The sequence below is a fragment of the Pedobacter sp. N36a genome (assembly GCF_014472395.1).
Lineage (GTDB): Bacteria > Bacteroidota > Bacteroidia > Sphingobacteriales > Sphingobacteriaceae > Pedobacter.
On sequence record NZ_JACSZW010000003.1, the window covers coordinates 103,601 to 120,485 of the forward strand.

A 16,885-nucleotide genomic window follows, 5' to 3' on the forward strand; every position below is an offset into this window, starting at 1 on the left:
TAAATTAAACGTTAAATCTTTCCTTCCCACTCTTTATAGAAATGGTCCAGATAAACCAGCATAAAATCATGACGCTCTGCGGCAATTTCTTTTCCGGTATCGGTCTTCATGAGGTCTTTCAATCTCAATAGCTTCTCATAAAAATGATTGATGGTAGGAGCGGTAGAGTTTTTGTAAACTTCCTTGCTCATGTTCAGGTCTGGCGCGATCTCAGGATTGTATAATACCCTGTTTTTATAACCGCCATAGGTAAATGCTCGGGCGATGCCAATGGCACCAATGGCATCCAGACGGTCGGCATCCTGTACAATATCCAGTTCTCTGGATTGGAAAGTGATGGTACCAAGACTTGCTTTGTAGCTGAGGTTTCTGATGATTTGCTGCACATGATGAATTTGCACAGCGTCAAGCCCCAGTTCAGTCAGAAAATCCCCAGCCATTTTCGGACCGATTTCTTCATCCCCATTGTTAAATTTTGGGTCGGCGATGTCGTGTAACAGTGCAGCAAGTGCCACAATAAGTGCGTCGCCTTTTTCTGCTTGGTTGATAAGCTGGGCATTCTTGTACACACGTTCAATGTGAAACCAATCATGCCCGGCTTCTGCTCCTGCTAAAATTTTTTTAACAAAGGCGATGGTCTGTTCCAGGATCTCATTCATATCATTTTGCTTTGCTGCAAAAGTATCTGAAATCACCCACAGGAAAAAATGATTTGTAGAATTAACCCGAAGCTCTAAGTGCTTCAACGAATTCTGCGGGCTTAAAATAAAGAAGTTGGTTGGGTTTGACATCCAGGATGCCGGCGATTTGACACAATCGTTCTACGGTAAGTTTACTGTGGCCTAGTTCAATTTTACTGTAGGCATTTTGAGAGATGTGGAGCTTTGCTGCTAGGTACTCCTGAGTTAAGGATTTGATTTTCCTGATCTTTTTGATCGTGGTTGGAATCTCTCTAACGTTAATTTCGAGTTGCTCATTCATAGTCTTGGGAAGTTTAGTTTACGTTTATTCTACTGTATAAACGTAAACTAAACAAGAATAGATGTAAAAAAAGAAAAAAAACGAATTTCTCTAGTTTACGCTATTATTTCCTTTGGATCAGCTCTTCTGGTACCATCATACAACTCATATTCCAGCATGCGGCAATCCAGTTTACCATTGTAAAATTCGATCTTTTTGGTGGCTTTAAGGCCTATTTTTTTCGCAAGGTCTGGATTACCGGTAAAGATATATCCGAAATAACCTTTGCATTCCTGTTTCATAAAATCACCCACTCTTTTATAAGTAGCTTCCAGTACCGAATGTACGCCCAGACGCTCTCCGTATTCCGGATTGAAAACAACTACGCCTTTTCCACCTTCAGGAACTTTGGTTTCTGCGAAATCGCAGACTTCAAAAGTAATCAGGGTATCGACACCGGCAGTTTGCGCGTTTTTACGGCTCACTTCAACGGCATCTTCGGAAAGATCTGTCGCAATAATCGTCAGGTCAATGTTTTTAATCACCTGTTCTTTTAGAATACGGCGTTCCGCAAAGAACACTTCTTCATCATAACCCAGGATGTGCATGAAACCATAGTTCATGCGGAACAATCCAGGTCTACGGTTAGTCGCCAATAAAGCGGCCTCAATCGCCAATGTTCCTGAACCGCACATCGGATTCACGAATGGTGATTTTTGATCCCATTGCGTACTCATGATCACACCAGCGGCCAATGCTTCTAACATCGGTGCTTTTCCAGGGATTTTACGGTAACCATGTTTGGCTAAAGTTTCTCCGGAAGTGTCCAGAAAGATGTCCGCTTCGCTATCTTTCCAGTATAAATGAACCACTGCTTTGTTGGCATCTGATCCTGAATTTGGACGAATTCCTTTTTTGTCTTTAATGCGGTCAACTATTGCGTCTTTTACTTTTAGATTGGCAAAAAGCGGCGTGGTGATGGTTGGGTTATCCACATTTGAAGTCACCGAGAAGTATCCGGAGAAATCAATCAGCGATTCCCATTCCATATCTACCAGCTCTCGGTACAGTTCTTCCGGGTTATTGGCTTTGAAGCTTTTTAAGCAATATAAAATCTGACTGGCGCACCTCAGGTTTAAATTCAGCTTGATGCATTCCGTTAGGGTTATATTTAACTCCACGCCGGTAGGGAAATCCCTAACAATAGTGTAGCCCAGGGCTTTAACCTCTTCCTGTAGATATGGCGATAATCGCTTGTTGCAGGTTAAGATAACCTTGCTTTTTGTGTGGAAAACTTGCATAATATATTGTGCGAAGTTATCAATAAAAATATAGAGATTTGAACTTTGTCAAAGAATAAAACAGTAATTGTTATGGAAATAAAAGGAAAAGTGCATGAAATTGGTGCATTACAACAGGTGAGTGAGACTTTTAAGAAACGTGACCTGATTATAGAATACGCAGAAAATCCTACTTATCCAGAGTACATCAGATTTGAAGCTTTACAAGATAAAACGGCTTTATTCGACAGCTTAAAAACTGGTGATGATGTAGAAGTTTCTTTTAACTTACGCGGTCGTCCATGGACTGATAAAACAGGAAAAACATCATATTTCAATAGTCTGGTCGTATGGCGTATCAATGCCTTAACTCCAGGAGCTGCTGCAGCAACGCCAGCTTATGCTCCACCAGCAGATTTGAACAATGCTCCAGGTGAGGAAGATGATCTTCCTTTCTAAAGATCTTTTTTAAATAAACAAATTGACCAAACGAGCCTGTCCGATCCTTCGGACAGGCTTTATTTTTGTCCTGTTTTTGGCTGCTGTGCAGCAAGCTGGTTAATGCCCTTCTCTTCCCGATCACTACTTGGCTATTTCCTCCTTTTTTTTCATTTTATAAATTAAAAGTAATCATCTCAGGTTAATCGCTGTAATTTTAGGAAATTCAGCATGTTAAAAAGTGTTAAATAAGCCGGTTTATCCTTCCGCCTTATTTATTTTTGAAATCTCACAATGAAAAAAAGAAGCCTTTGGTTGATCACCGCTCTAATGACCATAGCTTTGCTTGGCGTATTTGTAATGCAGCTGTATTACATCAGGGAGGCTTATGCCCTAAAATCTCAGCTTTTCGAACAGGATGTCAGTCAGGCCTTGAATGCAGTAGTAAGCAAGGTGCAGAAAAGATATGCCGCCACCCATCTGAATAAAAAAGAAGATCAGCTTAAGGAAGAGCGGGAAGCAGAGCTGCGGGATAAAGCACAGATCCTGGTGGACTTCAAAGAGCAGCACAAGCTGAAAGAAGAACGCCGCAAGCTGGAGCAGCAGAAAAAAATCATTGCCGACTTGAATATGCAGGACAGTGTGATCCGCAACAATTACCTGCGCCCGATGATCATCACTGAAAAAGAATACCTGTCGATGTCTACCTTGGACGACGATAAGAAATCCCCTTTGCAGGTAGACATGAATTTTGGGGTGGATAAAGCAGGAAATGTGATCACGGCAAATGTCAATCAAACCTATATTCCGGAAAAAGCACAAACCTTTAAGGTTTCTACTGATAAACTGCCCGATAGTATCCGCTACCTCGCCTTTAATCCTTTTAGTAAAAAACCACTCCTGATTACACTGCCACGTGTTTCGCCAGAAATGGCTGCCAAATTCAGAAGTCAGGATGAGATTGAAAATGAAAAATTCCAAAGGGCTTTTAAAGACCTTTTAACGGATACGGTCATCATCAAAACTAATAGCCTCAATTATCTGGAAGATGTAGCGATGGAAATGCGCCAGGAAAATGTACCGATTGATGAGCGGGTGCCCAGAGATGTACTCGATACGCTGATCAAAACCGAGCTTCTCAACAGGAACATTAAACTTGATTATGATTTTTGGGTGAAGCTGGCTAATAAAGATTCTGTGCTCTACCGCAAAGTGTCTAATGAAAGCATCGTACCTGTTCCTTCAAACGTCCATAAGGTCACGTTGTTCAGCAATGATATTTTTAGAGATCCAGGAATGTTATACATCACGTTTCCCAAAGAAGATTCTTTGATCTTTAGCAATCTGAGCGTAACGATGGCCACCTCAGCAGCGCTATTACTGGTGCTGGTGTTCATTTTTGCCTATACCATTTACACGATTTTAAAGCAAAAGAAAATTTCGGAGATGAAAACTGATTTCATCAACAATATGACGCATGAGTTTAAAACCCCTGTGGCTACCATTATGATTGCCAGTGAGGCGCTGAAAGATCCGGAGATCACTGAGGATAAAACCAGGGTGAAAAGATTGGCAGGCATCATATATGATGAAAATGTACGATTGGGAAATCACATTGAAAGGGTATTGAGTATCGCCAGACTGGAGAAGAAAGAACTGAAACTAGAAGAAACCGTTTTAAATATCAATGAGCTCATTCTGGTGGTGGTCGACAGTATGGACCTGCAATTACAAAAGAAAGGCACACAACTGGAGCTGAAACTGGATGCCATGCCTCCCTTTATTTATGCGGATGAATTGCACCTTTCCAATGTGATTTATAACCTGATAGACAATGCCAATAAATACAGTATGGGCGTCCCTAAAATTACAATCAGTACTAGGATTAACCATAAAAATCTTATTATTGAAGTAGCTGATGAGGGAATTGGCATGAGCAACGACGAGACAAAACGTATTTTTGATCAGTTCTATAGAGTGCCCACTGGAAATTTACATGATGTGAAAGGATTTGGGCTGGGTCTGAACTATGTCCAGGACATCATCGAACAGATGGATGGGAAAATTAAAGTGCACAGTGAAAAAGACAAAGGTACCGTCTTTGAAATTATTTTACCCTTAAACCGGAACTAATGAAACCATCCTCCTATGATGGCTTCATAACCCATAAAAACAATAAAAGCTGATGAAAAAAATTCTGTTGGTAGAAGATGATCCGAACCTGGGTTTGCTTTTGCAAGATTACCTGCAATTGAAAGGGAAATTTGAGGTGGTCCTATGTATAGACGGAGAGGAGGGGCTGAAAGCTTTTTCAAAGCAGGAATTTGACCTTTGCATTTTGGATGTCATGATGCCTAAGAAAGATGGTTTCACACTGGGGAAAGAGATCAGAAAGATCAATCAGCAGGTCCCGATTATCTTTGCCACGGCAAAAGCCATGATGGAAGACAAAGCTTCTGCTTACGACCTAGGCGGCGATGATTACATCACTAAACCTTTTCGTATTGAAGAGCTGCTGTTGCGCATCAATGCCTTATTAAAGCGTGTAACGACCAAAGAAGTGGTAGAAGCAGCGCCCGTAGAAACGCAATTTCAAATTGGGGATTATACCTTTGATTACACTACTCAGCTAATTCACTATAAAGGGCAGCAGCAGAAACTCAGCACTAAAGAAGCTGAATTGCTGCAATTGCTCTGCTTAAAGAAAAATGCGGTACTGACCAGGGAAGAGGCTTTACTCAGCATCTGGCATGACGACAATTATTTTAACGGCCGGAGTATGGACGTGTTCCTGAGCAAATTAAGGAAGTACCTTAGGGAAGACCCTAAGGTAGAGATCCTAAATGTGCATGGAAAGGGCTATAAATTACTCGTCAATTAAAGGGTAAGGGCTTTCAGAATGGTTTGGGCGTAATTGCCCCACCTTTTCATGACGCCATTCAACGTGTCATTCAGTCCCTTCGTATTCATAGATTTGCCTTTTACCGGTGCTTTTAGTTCGGCTGCGTTAAGGGGTCTGTCCTTGACACTGGTCGCAAACCAGCTGATGTTTTCATGCGGCAATGCGACGCCCAGAATCATGCCTGGTAAACCATTGAAAGACTCCGGACCACCGGAGACAGGGATCTTGTCCGTGTAAAAGGCCACCACATAAATAGAATCCATGATGATGGCATTGGCTCTTCTGCATTCATATCCTGCAATTTCTCGGGTTTCAGAAGTGAGCTTCCAATTGATTTTTCGTAAACTGTCTTTGACCAGGAAGGTTTCTTCATATACCTTTTTCTGAGTGATGAAGGTATGGCTGAATAAATTAGAAAATATAATGTTGTTCTGAAGCACATTAGGGTCGCTGCCCCAAAAGCCGTTTGCGTCTTTTTGCGTGTCCTCCAATGGGCTGAACAGGGTCTGGTCATTAGAAAATGCCAGGGTGCTTTTCAGGATTTTGAACTGAGGCTGGTTCTTCTTATACTGGTCAAAAGCAGTCTGCATATAACCTTCATTGTCTTTGTTGATGGTTTTTTTGATAATGGCATACATGTTGATTTTCTTTTCAAAATCAATCATGCCGCTAGTCGCAAACCGCACATTCTGTGCAGATAGGTAGCCCGTATAACCGAGCAGTAATAGGAGGGTAATTAAAGTGTTTTTCATTTGATTATGGTTTAGCTGCTGATCCGCCCATTTTATTGAAATCCCAAATCAGGGACAGCATGAAATATCTTTTTATGGTATTGTAGCGTCTTTCGGTAATGAGGTTGGCATTGGCACTTCTTTCAAAACCCGTATTCTGATTCAGCAAGTCATTGCCGGAAAGTCTAAGCTGCAGGTCTTCCTTTTTGAAAAACTTCTTGCTGATGGCCGCATTCCATATCAATCGCTCAAACTCTTGCTGCAAGGCCGGCGTTTTTCCCCTGTATTCGTAGTTCCCACCGGTGTTGATCTCTACTTTTCCTGGCAGGTACACATTGATGCTCATATTTCCATTGGCACCCCAGCCGCTATTGTCGGACCTGGTGTCTAAAGACGCCTTGCTGAAGGTATACGTTGGTCCGCCTGAAAGGTAAATGTTATACGATTTTACATCCCGTTTGGAGATTGAGAGCCCCGTTCTGTAAGTCCTGTTTTTTGTGGTATTGAAAGCCTGGTTGATCATGCTGTAATTGTTAGATCCATTGAAGCTTGCATTTGCGCCCACATTTAAACCAAACAGGTTAATTTTTCTGTTGTAATCCAGGTATAGGTTATAATTACTAGGTGTTTTTCCATCTAGATTGATTGGCTGATAGGTGCTTTTGCCGTTTTCGTCGGTTATGGTGCTGTTCACAATCGCATTTGTACTGAAGTTATAGTAAAAACTAGCATAGATAGCCTCAGAAGTCATGACTTTATAGCTGCTGTAATTGGTACTGAAAGAGTGGTTAAATGATGGGTCTAAGTCTGCATTTCCAATGTAAATGTTAAGCGGGTCAGTATTCACTTTTACCGCTTGCAGCTGACTGATGCTCGGCTGACTGGTATATCCGTTGTAGTTGAAGCGAAATGACCGTTGCTGACTAAAGTTATAGCGGTAAGTAGCCGAAGGGCTCCAGTTGAAAAAATCTCTTTTCAGGCGCTCATTCGTATAGCCATCCAGCTGTTTCAGGTGTACATCGTTGACCTTGGTTCCGAAGTTTAGCACAGATTTGTTTTTGTTTAAATTGAAAAACGCACCTACCTGATTGTTTACCTGATCCAGGTCCAGTTTATTGCTGAATTCTTCGTCCAGCAGGTGATAATCGCCAACGGTATTTTTATTGAATGATTTCCGGTCAGAATGGTCCTTGCTCAGGTATAGACCATAGTTGAATACCACCGACCATGCCTTGGACAGCGGTTCTGAATACGTTGCATTCGTATTGTGTACGGAACTTCTGATGTAATTGGTCTTATATTGATCTATGGGTGTTTCATCTTTGAAATCACCATTCAGGTCAAAATTCCGTACCAGGGAATTGATGAAGCCGGTATTGTTGTTTTCATTGGCACTCTGCGCGATGCTGATCGAGAATGTTCTTCCTTTTTTACGAAGTTTTTTGGAATAGAAAAGACTAGCATTCAGTTCTCTCTGATCTCCTTTATTACTCAAAGACCGTTTGTTGTTGTTCAGGGCGGTTCCGTCTGCACGGGTACTGCTTTCAAAATATTCACTTTCCGACCGACTGTTCTTAATGGTCCCATTCAGGCTGACCTTAATGGTGGAGCTGGAATCCATATTGATCGTGTACATCCCATCTAATTTTTGACGGAAGAGATGTTTTTCGGAAGTTTCATTAGAAACACTGTAGATGGTGGGGGTTTCTACATCTGAGCCTGGAGGGAGGTTTTTTTGTGTCAAGGTGTTTTTATCCCCTGATACATCAATCATTCCTGCTTTATAATTGGTATTGATGCTTTCCTTGTCTTTGTTCCATTTATTGGAAAAATGTGCACCGCCATTTTTGGTAGATGGCAGTCCTTCACCACCGTATTGCCCATCGTAGGTATCCAGGCCGTCGTCATTTCGGTCTGCATTGAAAAAAAGCCGGCCATCGTCGCCCACCTGTAGATTGCTGGAACCAAATTTATCGCGGTCGCCCCAGGATAAACCTGTCTTTCCTGTATTTCCAAGGGTGCTGTAGGCTGCCATTTTCTTTCTTCCTTTGAAAATGTTAATCATGGCCTGGCCCTGATAGAGGTCCTCTGTAGCCATTCCCCCATCAATTTTTCCGAAATAACCATTCTTTTTGTCTTCTTTCAGTTTGATGTTAATGGTTTTTGCTTTTTCTCCATCATCGATGCCGGTAAATGCCGCCTGATCGCTGGTTTTATCGAAGAGCTGCACTTTATCTACCATATCGCCGCGGAGGTTTTTAGTGACTAGGGTAGGGTCGTCTCCAAAAAATTCTTCTCCATCTACCAATACTTTATTCACGGCTTTACCCTGGGCGGTGATTTTTCCATCTTGATCTATGGTGATCCCTGGAAGTTGCTTGAGCAGGTCTTCTACTTTCGAATTGGGTTGAATCACATAAGCTGCGGCATCAAATTCGGTGGTGTCGCCCTTCATTTTTATGGCGTTGATTTTTCCTTTGATGATCACATCGTTCAGTAAGGTTGATTTTAACATCAGGTTCAATCGGCCGAAGTCATGTGTTTTTTTGAGCGAGTCCAGGTGAAAGTCTTCCACGTAGTCGGCATAGCCGGGGTAGCTGACCAGGACAATAAATTTTCCAGCTTTTAGCGGATGTAGTCTAAAGGCGCCTTCCGCATCTGCTCTCGTATACTTAACGAGGGTAGAATCTTTAGCGTTTAAGATGGTAATTGTGGTGTTTACCATTTTGTAAGTCGCCGCGGTGTCAGTGACTATACCTTTCACTTCATAATTGCTTTGAGCACGTGCTAGAAAAGAGCAGGAACAGAGAAAATACAGTAGATAAAGTTTCAGTTTCATTTCAGGTTATTTGGTTAACCTAATATATAACTAAAACTTTAGTAACAACCTTTATTGGATTATAATTTTATGTTAAATTATGTTAAAGAGGAATAAATGTTTAGGAATTATAATATACTATTTTAGTAGATTAAGTTTGTTTACTCCTTTTTTCTCCGGTTTCGTTGAGGATGAGCTATGGCCTATCCCACAGTCGGAGGTGAGTATTAATCCAAATCTGAAGTAATTTATCTGGCCACCCCTATTTGTTTTTATCTTAGGGCCAGCTTAAATCATACACATAATGAATAAGAACCTATTGACCCTTTTTTTTATGGCACTGGCCTGTACGGCCATGGGCCAGACCGCTAAAAAGCCCAAGAAAAACGTACCCAATGTCATTTATATCTGTGCAGATGACCTCGGTTATGGTGATCTGGGCTGTTATGGCGCCACAAAGATCAATACACCAAACTTAGACCGTCTGGCGGCGGAAGGCATTCGTTTTACCGATGGCCATGCCACCTCTGCGACCTGTACACCTTCGCGTTATGCTTTCATGACTGGTGAATATCCCTGGCGTAAAAAAGGAACCGGTATTTTGCCTGGTGATGCGGCATTGATCATTCCTACTGATAAGACCACACTGCCGAATCTTTTTAAGAAAGCAGGGTACCAAACAGGGATCGTCGGAAAATGGCATCTGGGGATCGGTGAAGCTGTTGAGAAAGATTGGAACGGGGAACTGAAACCAGGGCCTAATGAGGTCGGTTTCGACTATTCGTTTATCTTTCCTGCTACTGCAGACCGCGTACCGACGGTATTCCTGGAAAACCATAAAGTACTGGCCTTAGAAGCTAATGACCCTATTGAAGTTGATTATAAACAAAAAGTGGGAAATGATCCAACTGGAAAAGACCACCCTGAATTGTTGAAAATGCAGAGTTCGCCCGGACAAGGACACAACCAAACCATCGTCAATGGCATTGGCCGTATCGGTTACATGAGCGGTGGTAAAATGGCAAGATGGGTAGATGAAGAAGTTTCGACCACTTTCTTAAGTACTGCTCAGGGCTTTATTGAGAAAAATCAACACCAGCCTTTCTTTTTGTACTATGCTTTAACAGAACCTCATGTGCCGCGTATGCCGGCTACCCGATTTAAAGGGAAGAGTGGGCTAGGATTGCGTGGGGACGCAATTTTACAGTTAGATTGGACGATTGGAGAGATCATGAAACAGCTGAAATTGCTGGGTATTGATAAAAATACCATGATCGTATTTACCAGTGATAACGGCCCGGTACTGGACGATGGCTATCAGGATGAAGCAGTAACGAAACAAAATGGACATCAGCCTGCAGGTGTACTGCGGGGTGGAAAATACAGTGCGTTAGAAGGTGGTACAAGAGTTCCGTTTATTGTGAGCTGGCCAGGTCAACTGAAGCCTCAGGTTTCATCCGCATTGCTGAGCCAGATGGACTTATTGGCTTCTTTTTCTAAGCTGATCCAACAGCCGATTCCTGTTGGTGACGCGCTAGACAGTGAGGATGTATTAGAGGCGCTACTTGGAAAATCTTCAAAAGGCAGGTCCGTATTTGTGGAACAAGGCGGTCCGCTTTCACTATTGAAAGATGGCTGGAAATATATTAGTCCGAGTAATGGCGGTGCTTTTATGCAGGATGTAGGGATTGAAACGGGTAATTTGCCAACTGCACAATTGTATCATTTAACAGAAGATCTTGCAGAAAAGAACAACCTGGCTTTAAAATATCCGGAAAGGGTAAAAGAGATGGCTGCTTTGCTGGAAGAGATTAAATCTAAGAAATAAATAGTATTAAAAAAGAGCCCGGATCCAATATCGGGCTGTTTTTATTTTAGGCGTTTTGCCTTGGGTATAAATCGGCATTTTATATCGTAAAACGATTGATTTTTAATCATTAATAATTAACAGCATTCTTCTTATCTTTGAGCACAACAATTTAAAGATGGTTTATTTTTAATTGATGCCAATAATATGTCTGAACAAAACCCCGCCGAGCTTGCCGCTAAATTTGTAAACTATACTGCTAAACACATCTTTCTGACAGGAAAGGCCGGCACCGGTAAAACTACCTTTTTGCGTAACCTGATAGAACTGACCCATAAAAAGGCAGTGATTGCGGCACCAACAGGGATTGCAGCGATCAATGCTGCGGGCGTAACCATTCATTCTTTATTTCAGCTTCCTTTTGGGACCTATCTGCCCAAAGCTCCGGCTGCAGATGGTGATCATTATAACCAGCAATACAATACCCCGAAATCTATTGTCCGCCATCTAAACATGACTTCCTCAAAAAGGAAAGTACTGATTGATATGGAATTGCTGATCATCGATGAAGTGAGTATGCTTCGTGCAGATTTACTGGATGCCATCGATATGGTCCTGCGCTATATCAGAAGGAACAATACGGCTAGTTTTGGAGGTGTACAGGTGTTGTTTATTGGTGATTTGCACCAGCTTCCGCCAGTCGTGAAATCTTCGGAATGGAACCTCATGGGACAATTTTACAACAGTGCTTATTTTTTCGATGCGCTGGCGCTGCAGAACAACCCTCCGATTTATATTGAGCTGGAGAAAATCTACCGACAGGCAGATCAGGTGTTCATCAACCTGCTGAATAACCTCCGCAATAATGAGGTGACGGCTCAGGATGTGGCGCTATTGGACAAATATTATAAGGCCGATTTTAAGCCGACTGTAAGCGACAAATACATTACCCTCACTACCCATAATAACAAAGCGGATGCTTTAAACAAGGAAAGACTGGAGGAATTAAAAGCCTCTTCTTATCTGTATACGGCTAAAGTGGAGAACGATTTTTCTGAGTATGCTTATCCTGCTGAACATATTCTGGAGCTTAAAAAAGGTGCCCAGGTGATGTTCATTAAGAATGACCCTACCGGCGAACAGCGTTTTTTTAATGGAAAGATTGCCGTGGTGACCGAACTTAGAACAGACTTGATTGAGGTGCAGGCGGAAGGGACTAATGAGAAGATTATCCTGGAAAAATATACCTGGAAGAATATTAAATATACAACGGATAAGGTGACCGGTGAGATTGAAGAGGAGCTGGCAGGAACATTTACCCAATATCCTTTGAAATTGGCCTGGGCAATTACCGTGCATAAGAGTCAGGGTTTAACCTTCGATAAGGCCATCATTGACATCGGGAATGCTTTTGCCCCCGGACAAATTTATGTGGCATTATCCCGTCTTCGCTCCTTGGATGGACTGATCCTGACTTCTAAGATTTCCGGTTCCGGTATCCGACAGGATCAAAATGTATCTTTCTTTTCGAAAACTAAAGAAAGTCAGATGAGCCTGGATACGCAGATCGTTACCGAAAGTGATGCCTTTTTGAGAAACTACCTGCTGCAATGTTTTGATTTGACTCCGCTGGATAATTATGTGTACGAACATGTGCATTCTTATACCAAAGACATTAATAAATCTGCGAAGCAGAAGCATGTGAAATGGGCTGGGCAGCTGTTGAAAGACCTGAGTGAAGTGAAGGCCAATGCCAATAAGTTCCTTGCGCAGATTCAACGCATGTACGCTGTGGATACGCCCGAAGGAAGAACCGCCTTGCTGGAACGTACGATTGCTGCGGAGAATTATTTTAACCCGATTGTAGTTGGCTTCTCCAAGCGGATTTTTGAGCGTATGGAACTGGTGAAACTAGATCAGCAAGTCACCGCCTATTTAACTGAACTGCTGGAAATGGAAGCTTTGTTTTATGATCAGTATAAGAAAATCAGGAAAGCAACCGCGATGTTGAATTCCACCATTAATGGAACAGAATTTACCAAAAAGGACGTGACCGCATTGATGAGCCAGGCCGAAAGAGCAGCTACTATGGCAAAAGTATTCGCTGTTCCGGGTAAACTTGACTTTACAGCTAAGAAAGGTAAACCTACAAAAGGAAAAACGGCTGCTCCGAAGGTAGAAAAGGAACCAAAGGTAGATACGAAAGAGGTTTCTCTGGAAATGCTGAAATCGGGAAAAACACTATCGGAGATCGCTTCAGAACGTAAAATGGTGATTGGTACTATTGAAGGTCATTTGGCTTATTACGTCGCGAAACATGAGGTTTCTGCAAAGGATATTCTTGGCAAAAGGAAGCTTGATAATATTTTGAAGGCCATTCAGGATTTAAAGACCCTCCAGATGAATCCGATTAGGGAACACCTGGGTAGGGACTATACGTTTGGCGAAATTAAAATCGGTGTGGCCGCACACCTTGCAGAAGGAGAGTAATTAGCTGTTTACTTCTCCTGTGAATACCTGCACTGCCGGGCCGCAAAGGTATATATTGCTGAATTTTGAACCATCATAATCAAACTGGATGGTTAAATCACCGCCCAGTACTTTGATTGGGGTTTCGATATGACCTGCTTGTTTTAAGTGCTGCGCCATAGATAAGGCTACGGCAGTGACACCAGTTCCGCAGGCATAAGTTTCATCTTCTACGCCTCTTTCGAAGGTGCGTACAAAGAAATGATCACCTTGATTTTCTACAAAGTTTACATTGATTCCTTCCGCTTGATAAGTGTCGTTATTGCGGATCGCTTTTCCTTCTGTGAATACATCCTTGTCCTTTAAGCCAGTCACCTGCAACACATAATGTGGTGAGCCAGTATTTAAAACATAAGCATCTCCGTCTCTTTCGATGGTATCTATGTTGATCATTTGGAGGTTTACCCAGTCGCCTTCAGCTGAAATTTTGGCATAATGAGGGCCGTCGACTGCCAAAAATTCAGTCTCTATGTCGATGATGTCCAGGTACTTGGCAAATGCAACAATACACCTTCCACCGTTCCCGCACATGCTGCCCAACTTCCCATCTGCATTGAAGTATAACATCTCGAAATCATAATCTTCATGGTTCTGAAGCAGCATTAATCCGTCTGCTCCAATTCCAAAACGCCTGTTACACAGGTCTAAAACCGTATTATTATCCTTATATTGGAAAGATAAATCGCGGTTGTCAATTAAAATGAAGTCATTTCCTGCGCCCTGGTACTTGAAGAACTTAGTTTTCATAAACGGTATGGGGTTTTTATTTTAACATTTTTTAACAGTTTTAAAGGGCTGTTGCTAATGCAAATATCGTTGATATGGTATTAAATTTGACTATATCATTGAAAAGAAAAGTTCTTAACAGGTAAAATTAATAAATAGCTTCTGGCTTTTCACCAATCGGGCAGATCGGTCGAACCAGAAGGAATTGGACATCATTAAAAACATACAAAAAATAGGAGACAAATGAAAAAAATAGGATTGATAGCATTAGCCGCATTAATGGGTGGAGCGGCTGCATTAGGTGGCTATAAATTATTAGAACGTAATCAGGATAGTAGAACACTAACTGAGCAGCAAAATGTACTTTTCGCTAATAACCCAGCGAAGATTTCCTCTACAGGAGCGGTAGATTTTGTACAGGCCGCAGCAGCAGTATCGCCAGGCGTAGTGCATATTAAGACTACTTATGGTGGTAAAAGCAGCGAGCAATCAGGTGGAGGTTCTCCAGCAGATATGTTCGAAGAGTTTTTTGGTCGAGGTGGCCGTAGTATGCCACGTGCACCAAGAGCCGCTTCAGGTTCAGGTGTAATTTTAACACCAGACGGGTATATTGTAACCAATAACCACGTGGTGGAGAATGCGGATAAAATTGAGGTGATTCTTTCTGATCGCCGTAAGGTAGTGGCTAAAGTAATTGGTACAGACCCAAATACTGACCTTGCCTTAATTAAGGTAGAAGAAACTGGATTACCAGTGGTAAAAATGGGTAACTCTGATCACGTTCAGATTGGTGAATGGGTATTGGCAGTAGGTTTCCCATTGGATCTTCAAACTACCGTTACTGCAGGTATTGTGAGTGCAAAAGCCAGAAGTATTGGTATCCTAGCCAGACAGCAAAACCAGTTGACGGAACAGGAGTATGAAGAATACCGCAGAACAGGTAAAGCACCTCAGCGTACAAATACCAGTATTGAGTCTTTCATTCAAACTGATGCGGCGATTAACCCTGGAAACAGTGGCGGTGCTTTAGTGAATGCAAATGGAGAGCTGATCGGTATCAATGCCGCTATTGCTTCTCAAACAGGTACGAATGAAGGTTACGGTTTCGCTATTCCAGTGAACCTTGCTAAAAAGATCCTGGAAGATTTCAGGAAATATGGTACGGTAAAACGTGGATATATTGGCGTTTCTTTCCGTCCGTTGGATGCAGATGCTGCGGAAGAATTGAAAGTTAAAGATATCAATGGTCTGTACGTAATGGATGTGGTAGAAAATGGTGGCGGTGCCGCTGCGGGCATCAAGAAAGGTGATATCATCAAGAAAGTAGAAGGTCAGCCAATTTATGACTCTCCTGATTTACAGGAAAAAATTGGTCGTATGAGCCCTGGTGATAAAATCAATCTGACCATTTTGAGAGATGGTTCTCTGAAAGATATCAATGTAACTTTGAAAGGTGAAAGCAGTGTTACTGCACCTAAAACTGCAGCTTCAGGTAAAGCAACCGGTGCGACTATCAGTAAATTGGGTGCGGGTTTTGCCCCAGCTCCAGCTGCGCTGAAAGCAAAATTAGGTGCAAGATCAGGGGTAGTGGTGACCACTGTTGAGCCTGGAAAACTGTTCGACTCTCTGGATATTCCAAAAGGACTGTTGATTACAGGGGTGAATGGTAAACCAGTAAACTCTGCGAAAGATGTAGAAGCGGCATTGCCAACTTCGAAAAATGGAATGACAACGATCACTGGTGTAGGTGCCGATGGTCAGAATTATTCTTTCACTTTCTAAGGAATCCCATTTTTATAAATGATTTAAACGGGAAGCAGTTTTACTGCTTCCCGTTTTTTTTGTCTGGCAAGATGCCTTTCTTAAGAATGGGCTGGGTTTTCAACTCAGGAAGTCTAGAACGTTTCTAAATAAACCAATTGTCGGTTTTTTATGACAATCCTTAACCAATTAATTCTTTTATTAAATACTTTTGCATGAATAGAACTAAAATACAATCAAATGGCTAGTTTCGGAAACGCTTTTTCCTCGTCTATAGGAAAAAAACTAATAATGGGTATCACCGGCCTGTTTCTTATTTCATTTCTCGCAGTTCACTGCTTTATCAATTTATTGATATTTGTAAATGACGGTGGCTTAACCTTCAATGTAGGGGCACATTTTATGGCTACTAACTGGCTGATCAGAGCGATGGAAGTCGTGTTGATGGCTGGATTACTGGCACACATTATCCAGGGTTTACGTTTGGTTTTTCAGAACCAGGCTGCTCGTCCGGTAAAGTATGCGGTCGTAGATGGCGCAGCAAACAGTAAATGGTATTCCAGATCAATGGGTTTATTAGGAACGATCCTTTTAATTTTCCTGATCGTGCATTTATCTGACTTCTGGATAGTTTCTCGTTTTACAGGAATTCCTACAGTGGACGCGAATGGACATGAAAACCTTTTTGCAGTAATGGTAGCAAGATTCCAAACCCTTTGGGTAGTGATCTTATATGCAATTGCAATGGCTTCCCTATGTTACCACTTATTACACGGTTTTGCTTCTGCATTCCAGACTTTAGGATGGAATCATAAAAAATACACGCCGCTGATAAAAGCATTTGGTGTATGGTATTCAATTATCATCGCAATTCTATTTGCTATTATGCCTGTCGCAATTTACGCAGGTTATATTAAATAATTTTTGAACTTA

The 16,885-nt window shown here is 41.9% G+C and carries 13 protein-coding genes; 7 read left to right on the forward strand and 6 right to left on the reverse strand.

Annotated features, from left to right (window positions below):
- Positions 1 to 11 precede the first annotated feature (11 nt).
- The 3 genes from H9X96_RS06890 to H9X96_RS06900 form a co-directional block, all read right to left on the reverse strand.
- Complete coding sequence (locus H9X96_RS06890) at positions 12 to 659, reverse strand: HD domain-containing protein (protein ID WP_187665603.1); 648 nt, start codon at positions 657 to 659, stop codon at positions 12 to 14.
- Between the two features lie 61 nt (positions 660 to 720).
- Positions 721 to 981, reverse strand: coding sequence for a helix-turn-helix domain-containing protein (locus tag H9X96_RS06895; RefSeq protein WP_062550691.1), 261 nt, complete (start codon positions 979 to 981; stop codon positions 721 to 723).
- A 95-nt stretch (positions 982 to 1,076) separates the two neighbouring features.
- Positions 1,077 to 2,261 carry a class I SAM-dependent RNA methyltransferase gene (locus H9X96_RS06900; RefSeq protein ID WP_187665604.1) on the reverse strand — a complete coding sequence of 395 codons (1,185 nt, stop codon included), beginning with the start codon at positions 2,259 to 2,261 and terminating at the stop codon, positions 1,077 to 1,079.
- 72 nt (positions 2,262 to 2,333) lie between these two features.
- On the opposite strand from H9X96_RS06900, the gene H9X96_RS06905 reads away from it, so the two are divergent.
- The 3 genes from H9X96_RS06905 to H9X96_RS06915 all read left to right on the forward strand — a co-directional run bounded on the left by H9X96_RS06905 (position 2,334) and on the right by H9X96_RS06915 (position 5,559).
- Positions 2,334 to 2,699, forward strand: a complete 366-nt coding sequence (locus H9X96_RS06905) for a DUF3127 domain-containing protein (RefSeq protein ID WP_062550689.1) — start codon at positions 2,334 to 2,336, stop codon at positions 2,697 to 2,699.
- 273 nt (positions 2,700 to 2,972) lie between these two features.
- A complete protein-coding gene (locus H9X96_RS06910; RefSeq protein ID WP_187665605.1) occupies positions 2,973 to 4,811 on the forward strand; it encodes an ATP-binding protein in 1,839 nt (612 codons plus the stop codon).
- A gap of 52 nt (positions 4,812 to 4,863) precedes the next feature.
- The gene (locus tag H9X96_RS06915) at positions 4,864 to 5,559 is read left to right on the forward strand and encodes a response regulator transcription factor (protein ID WP_187665606.1); all 696 of its coding nucleotides are present in this window, start codon (positions 4,864 to 4,866) and stop codon (positions 5,557 to 5,559) included.
- On the opposite strand, the gene H9X96_RS06920 is transcribed toward H9X96_RS06915, so the two are convergent.
- The gene (locus H9X96_RS06920) at positions 5,556 to 6,332 is read right to left on the reverse strand and encodes a GLPGLI family protein (protein WP_187665607.1); all 777 of its coding nucleotides are present in this window, start codon (positions 6,330 to 6,332) and stop codon (positions 5,556 to 5,558) included. The genes H9X96_RS06915 and H9X96_RS06920 overlap by 4 nt on opposite strands.
- Positions 6,333 to 6,336: 4 nt before the next feature.
- Complete coding sequence (locus tag H9X96_RS06925) at positions 6,337 to 9,150, reverse strand: outer membrane beta-barrel family protein (RefSeq protein ID WP_187665608.1); 2,814 nt, start codon at positions 9,148 to 9,150, stop codon at positions 6,337 to 6,339.
- 283 nt (positions 9,151 to 9,433) lie between these two features.
- On the opposite strand from H9X96_RS06925, the gene H9X96_RS06930 reads away from it, so the two are divergent.
- Together H9X96_RS06930 and H9X96_RS06935 are read left to right on the forward strand one after the other, a co-directional pair.
- Positions 9,434 to 10,957 carry an arylsulfatase gene (locus tag H9X96_RS06930; protein ID WP_187665609.1) on the forward strand — a complete coding sequence of 508 codons (1,524 nt, stop codon included), beginning with the start codon at positions 9,434 to 9,436 and terminating at the stop codon, positions 10,955 to 10,957.
- Positions 10,958 to 11,143: 186 nt separating this feature from the next.
- Entirely contained in the window at positions 11,144 to 13,426 is a 2,283-nt protein-coding gene (locus tag H9X96_RS06935; RefSeq protein ID WP_187665610.1) for a helix-turn-helix domain-containing protein, read from the forward strand.
- On the opposite strand, the gene dapF is transcribed toward H9X96_RS06935, so the two are convergent.
- Complete coding sequence (gene dapF, locus H9X96_RS06940) at positions 13,427 to 14,212, reverse strand: diaminopimelate epimerase (protein WP_187665611.1); 786 nt, start codon at positions 14,210 to 14,212, stop codon at positions 13,427 to 13,429. It abuts the gene before it with no gap.
- 222 nt (positions 14,213 to 14,434) lie between these two features.
- Between dapF and H9X96_RS06945 the strand changes: the two genes are divergently transcribed.
- Positions 14,435 to 15,973, forward strand: coding sequence for a trypsin-like peptidase domain-containing protein (locus tag H9X96_RS06945; protein WP_187665612.1), 1,539 nt, complete (start codon positions 14,435 to 14,437; stop codon positions 15,971 to 15,973).
- Positions 15,974 to 16,192: 219 nt separating this feature from the next.
- Complete coding sequence (locus H9X96_RS06950) at positions 16,193 to 16,873, forward strand: succinate dehydrogenase cytochrome b subunit (protein ID WP_187665613.1); 681 nt, start codon at positions 16,193 to 16,195, stop codon at positions 16,871 to 16,873.
- The last annotated feature ends 12 nt before the right edge of the window (positions 16,874 to 16,885 follow it).

Bases quoted from the DNA above. Each gene is read 5' to 3' on its own strand.
- H9X96_RS06890 (WP_187665603.1), bottom strand. From the start codon at position 659: ATGAATGAGATCCTGGAACAGACCATCGCCTTTGTTAAAAAAATTTTA.
- H9X96_RS06895 (WP_062550691.1), bottom strand. From the start codon at position 981: ATGAATGAGCAACTCGAAATTAACGTTAGAGAGATTCCAACCACGATC.
- H9X96_RS06900 (WP_187665604.1), bottom strand. From the start codon at position 2,261: ATGCAAGTTTTCCACACAAAAAGCAAGGTTATCTTAACCTGCAACAAG.
- H9X96_RS06905 (WP_062550689.1), top strand. From the start codon at position 2,334: ATGGAAATAAAAGGAAAAGTGCATGAAATTGGTGCATTACAACAGGTG.
- H9X96_RS06910 (WP_187665605.1), top strand. From the start codon at position 2,973: ATGAAAAAAAGAAGCCTTTGGTTGATCACCGCTCTAATGACCATAGCT.
- H9X96_RS06915 (WP_187665606.1), top strand. From the start codon at position 4,864: ATGAAAAAAATTCTGTTGGTAGAAGATGATCCGAACCTGGGTTTGCTT.
- H9X96_RS06920 (WP_187665607.1), bottom strand. From the start codon at position 6,332: ATGAAAAACACTTTAATTACCCTCCTATTACTGCTCGGTTATACGGGC.
- H9X96_RS06925 (WP_187665608.1), bottom strand. From the start codon at position 9,150: ATGAAACTGAAACTTTATCTACTGTATTTTCTCTGTTCCTGCTCTTTT.
- H9X96_RS06930 (WP_187665609.1), top strand. From the start codon at position 9,434: ATGAATAAGAACCTATTGACCCTTTTTTTTATGGCACTGGCCTGTACG.
- H9X96_RS06935 (WP_187665610.1), top strand. From the start codon at position 11,144: ATGTCTGAACAAAACCCCGCCGAGCTTGCCGCTAAATTTGTAAACTAT.
- dapF (WP_187665611.1), bottom strand. From the start codon at position 14,212: ATGAAAACTAAGTTCTTCAAGTACCAGGGCGCAGGAAATGACTTCATT.
- H9X96_RS06945 (WP_187665612.1), top strand. From the start codon at position 14,435: ATGAAAAAAATAGGATTGATAGCATTAGCCGCATTAATGGGTGGAGCG.
- H9X96_RS06950 (WP_187665613.1), top strand. From the start codon at position 16,193: ATGGCTAGTTTCGGAAACGCTTTTTCCTCGTCTATAGGAAAAAAACTA.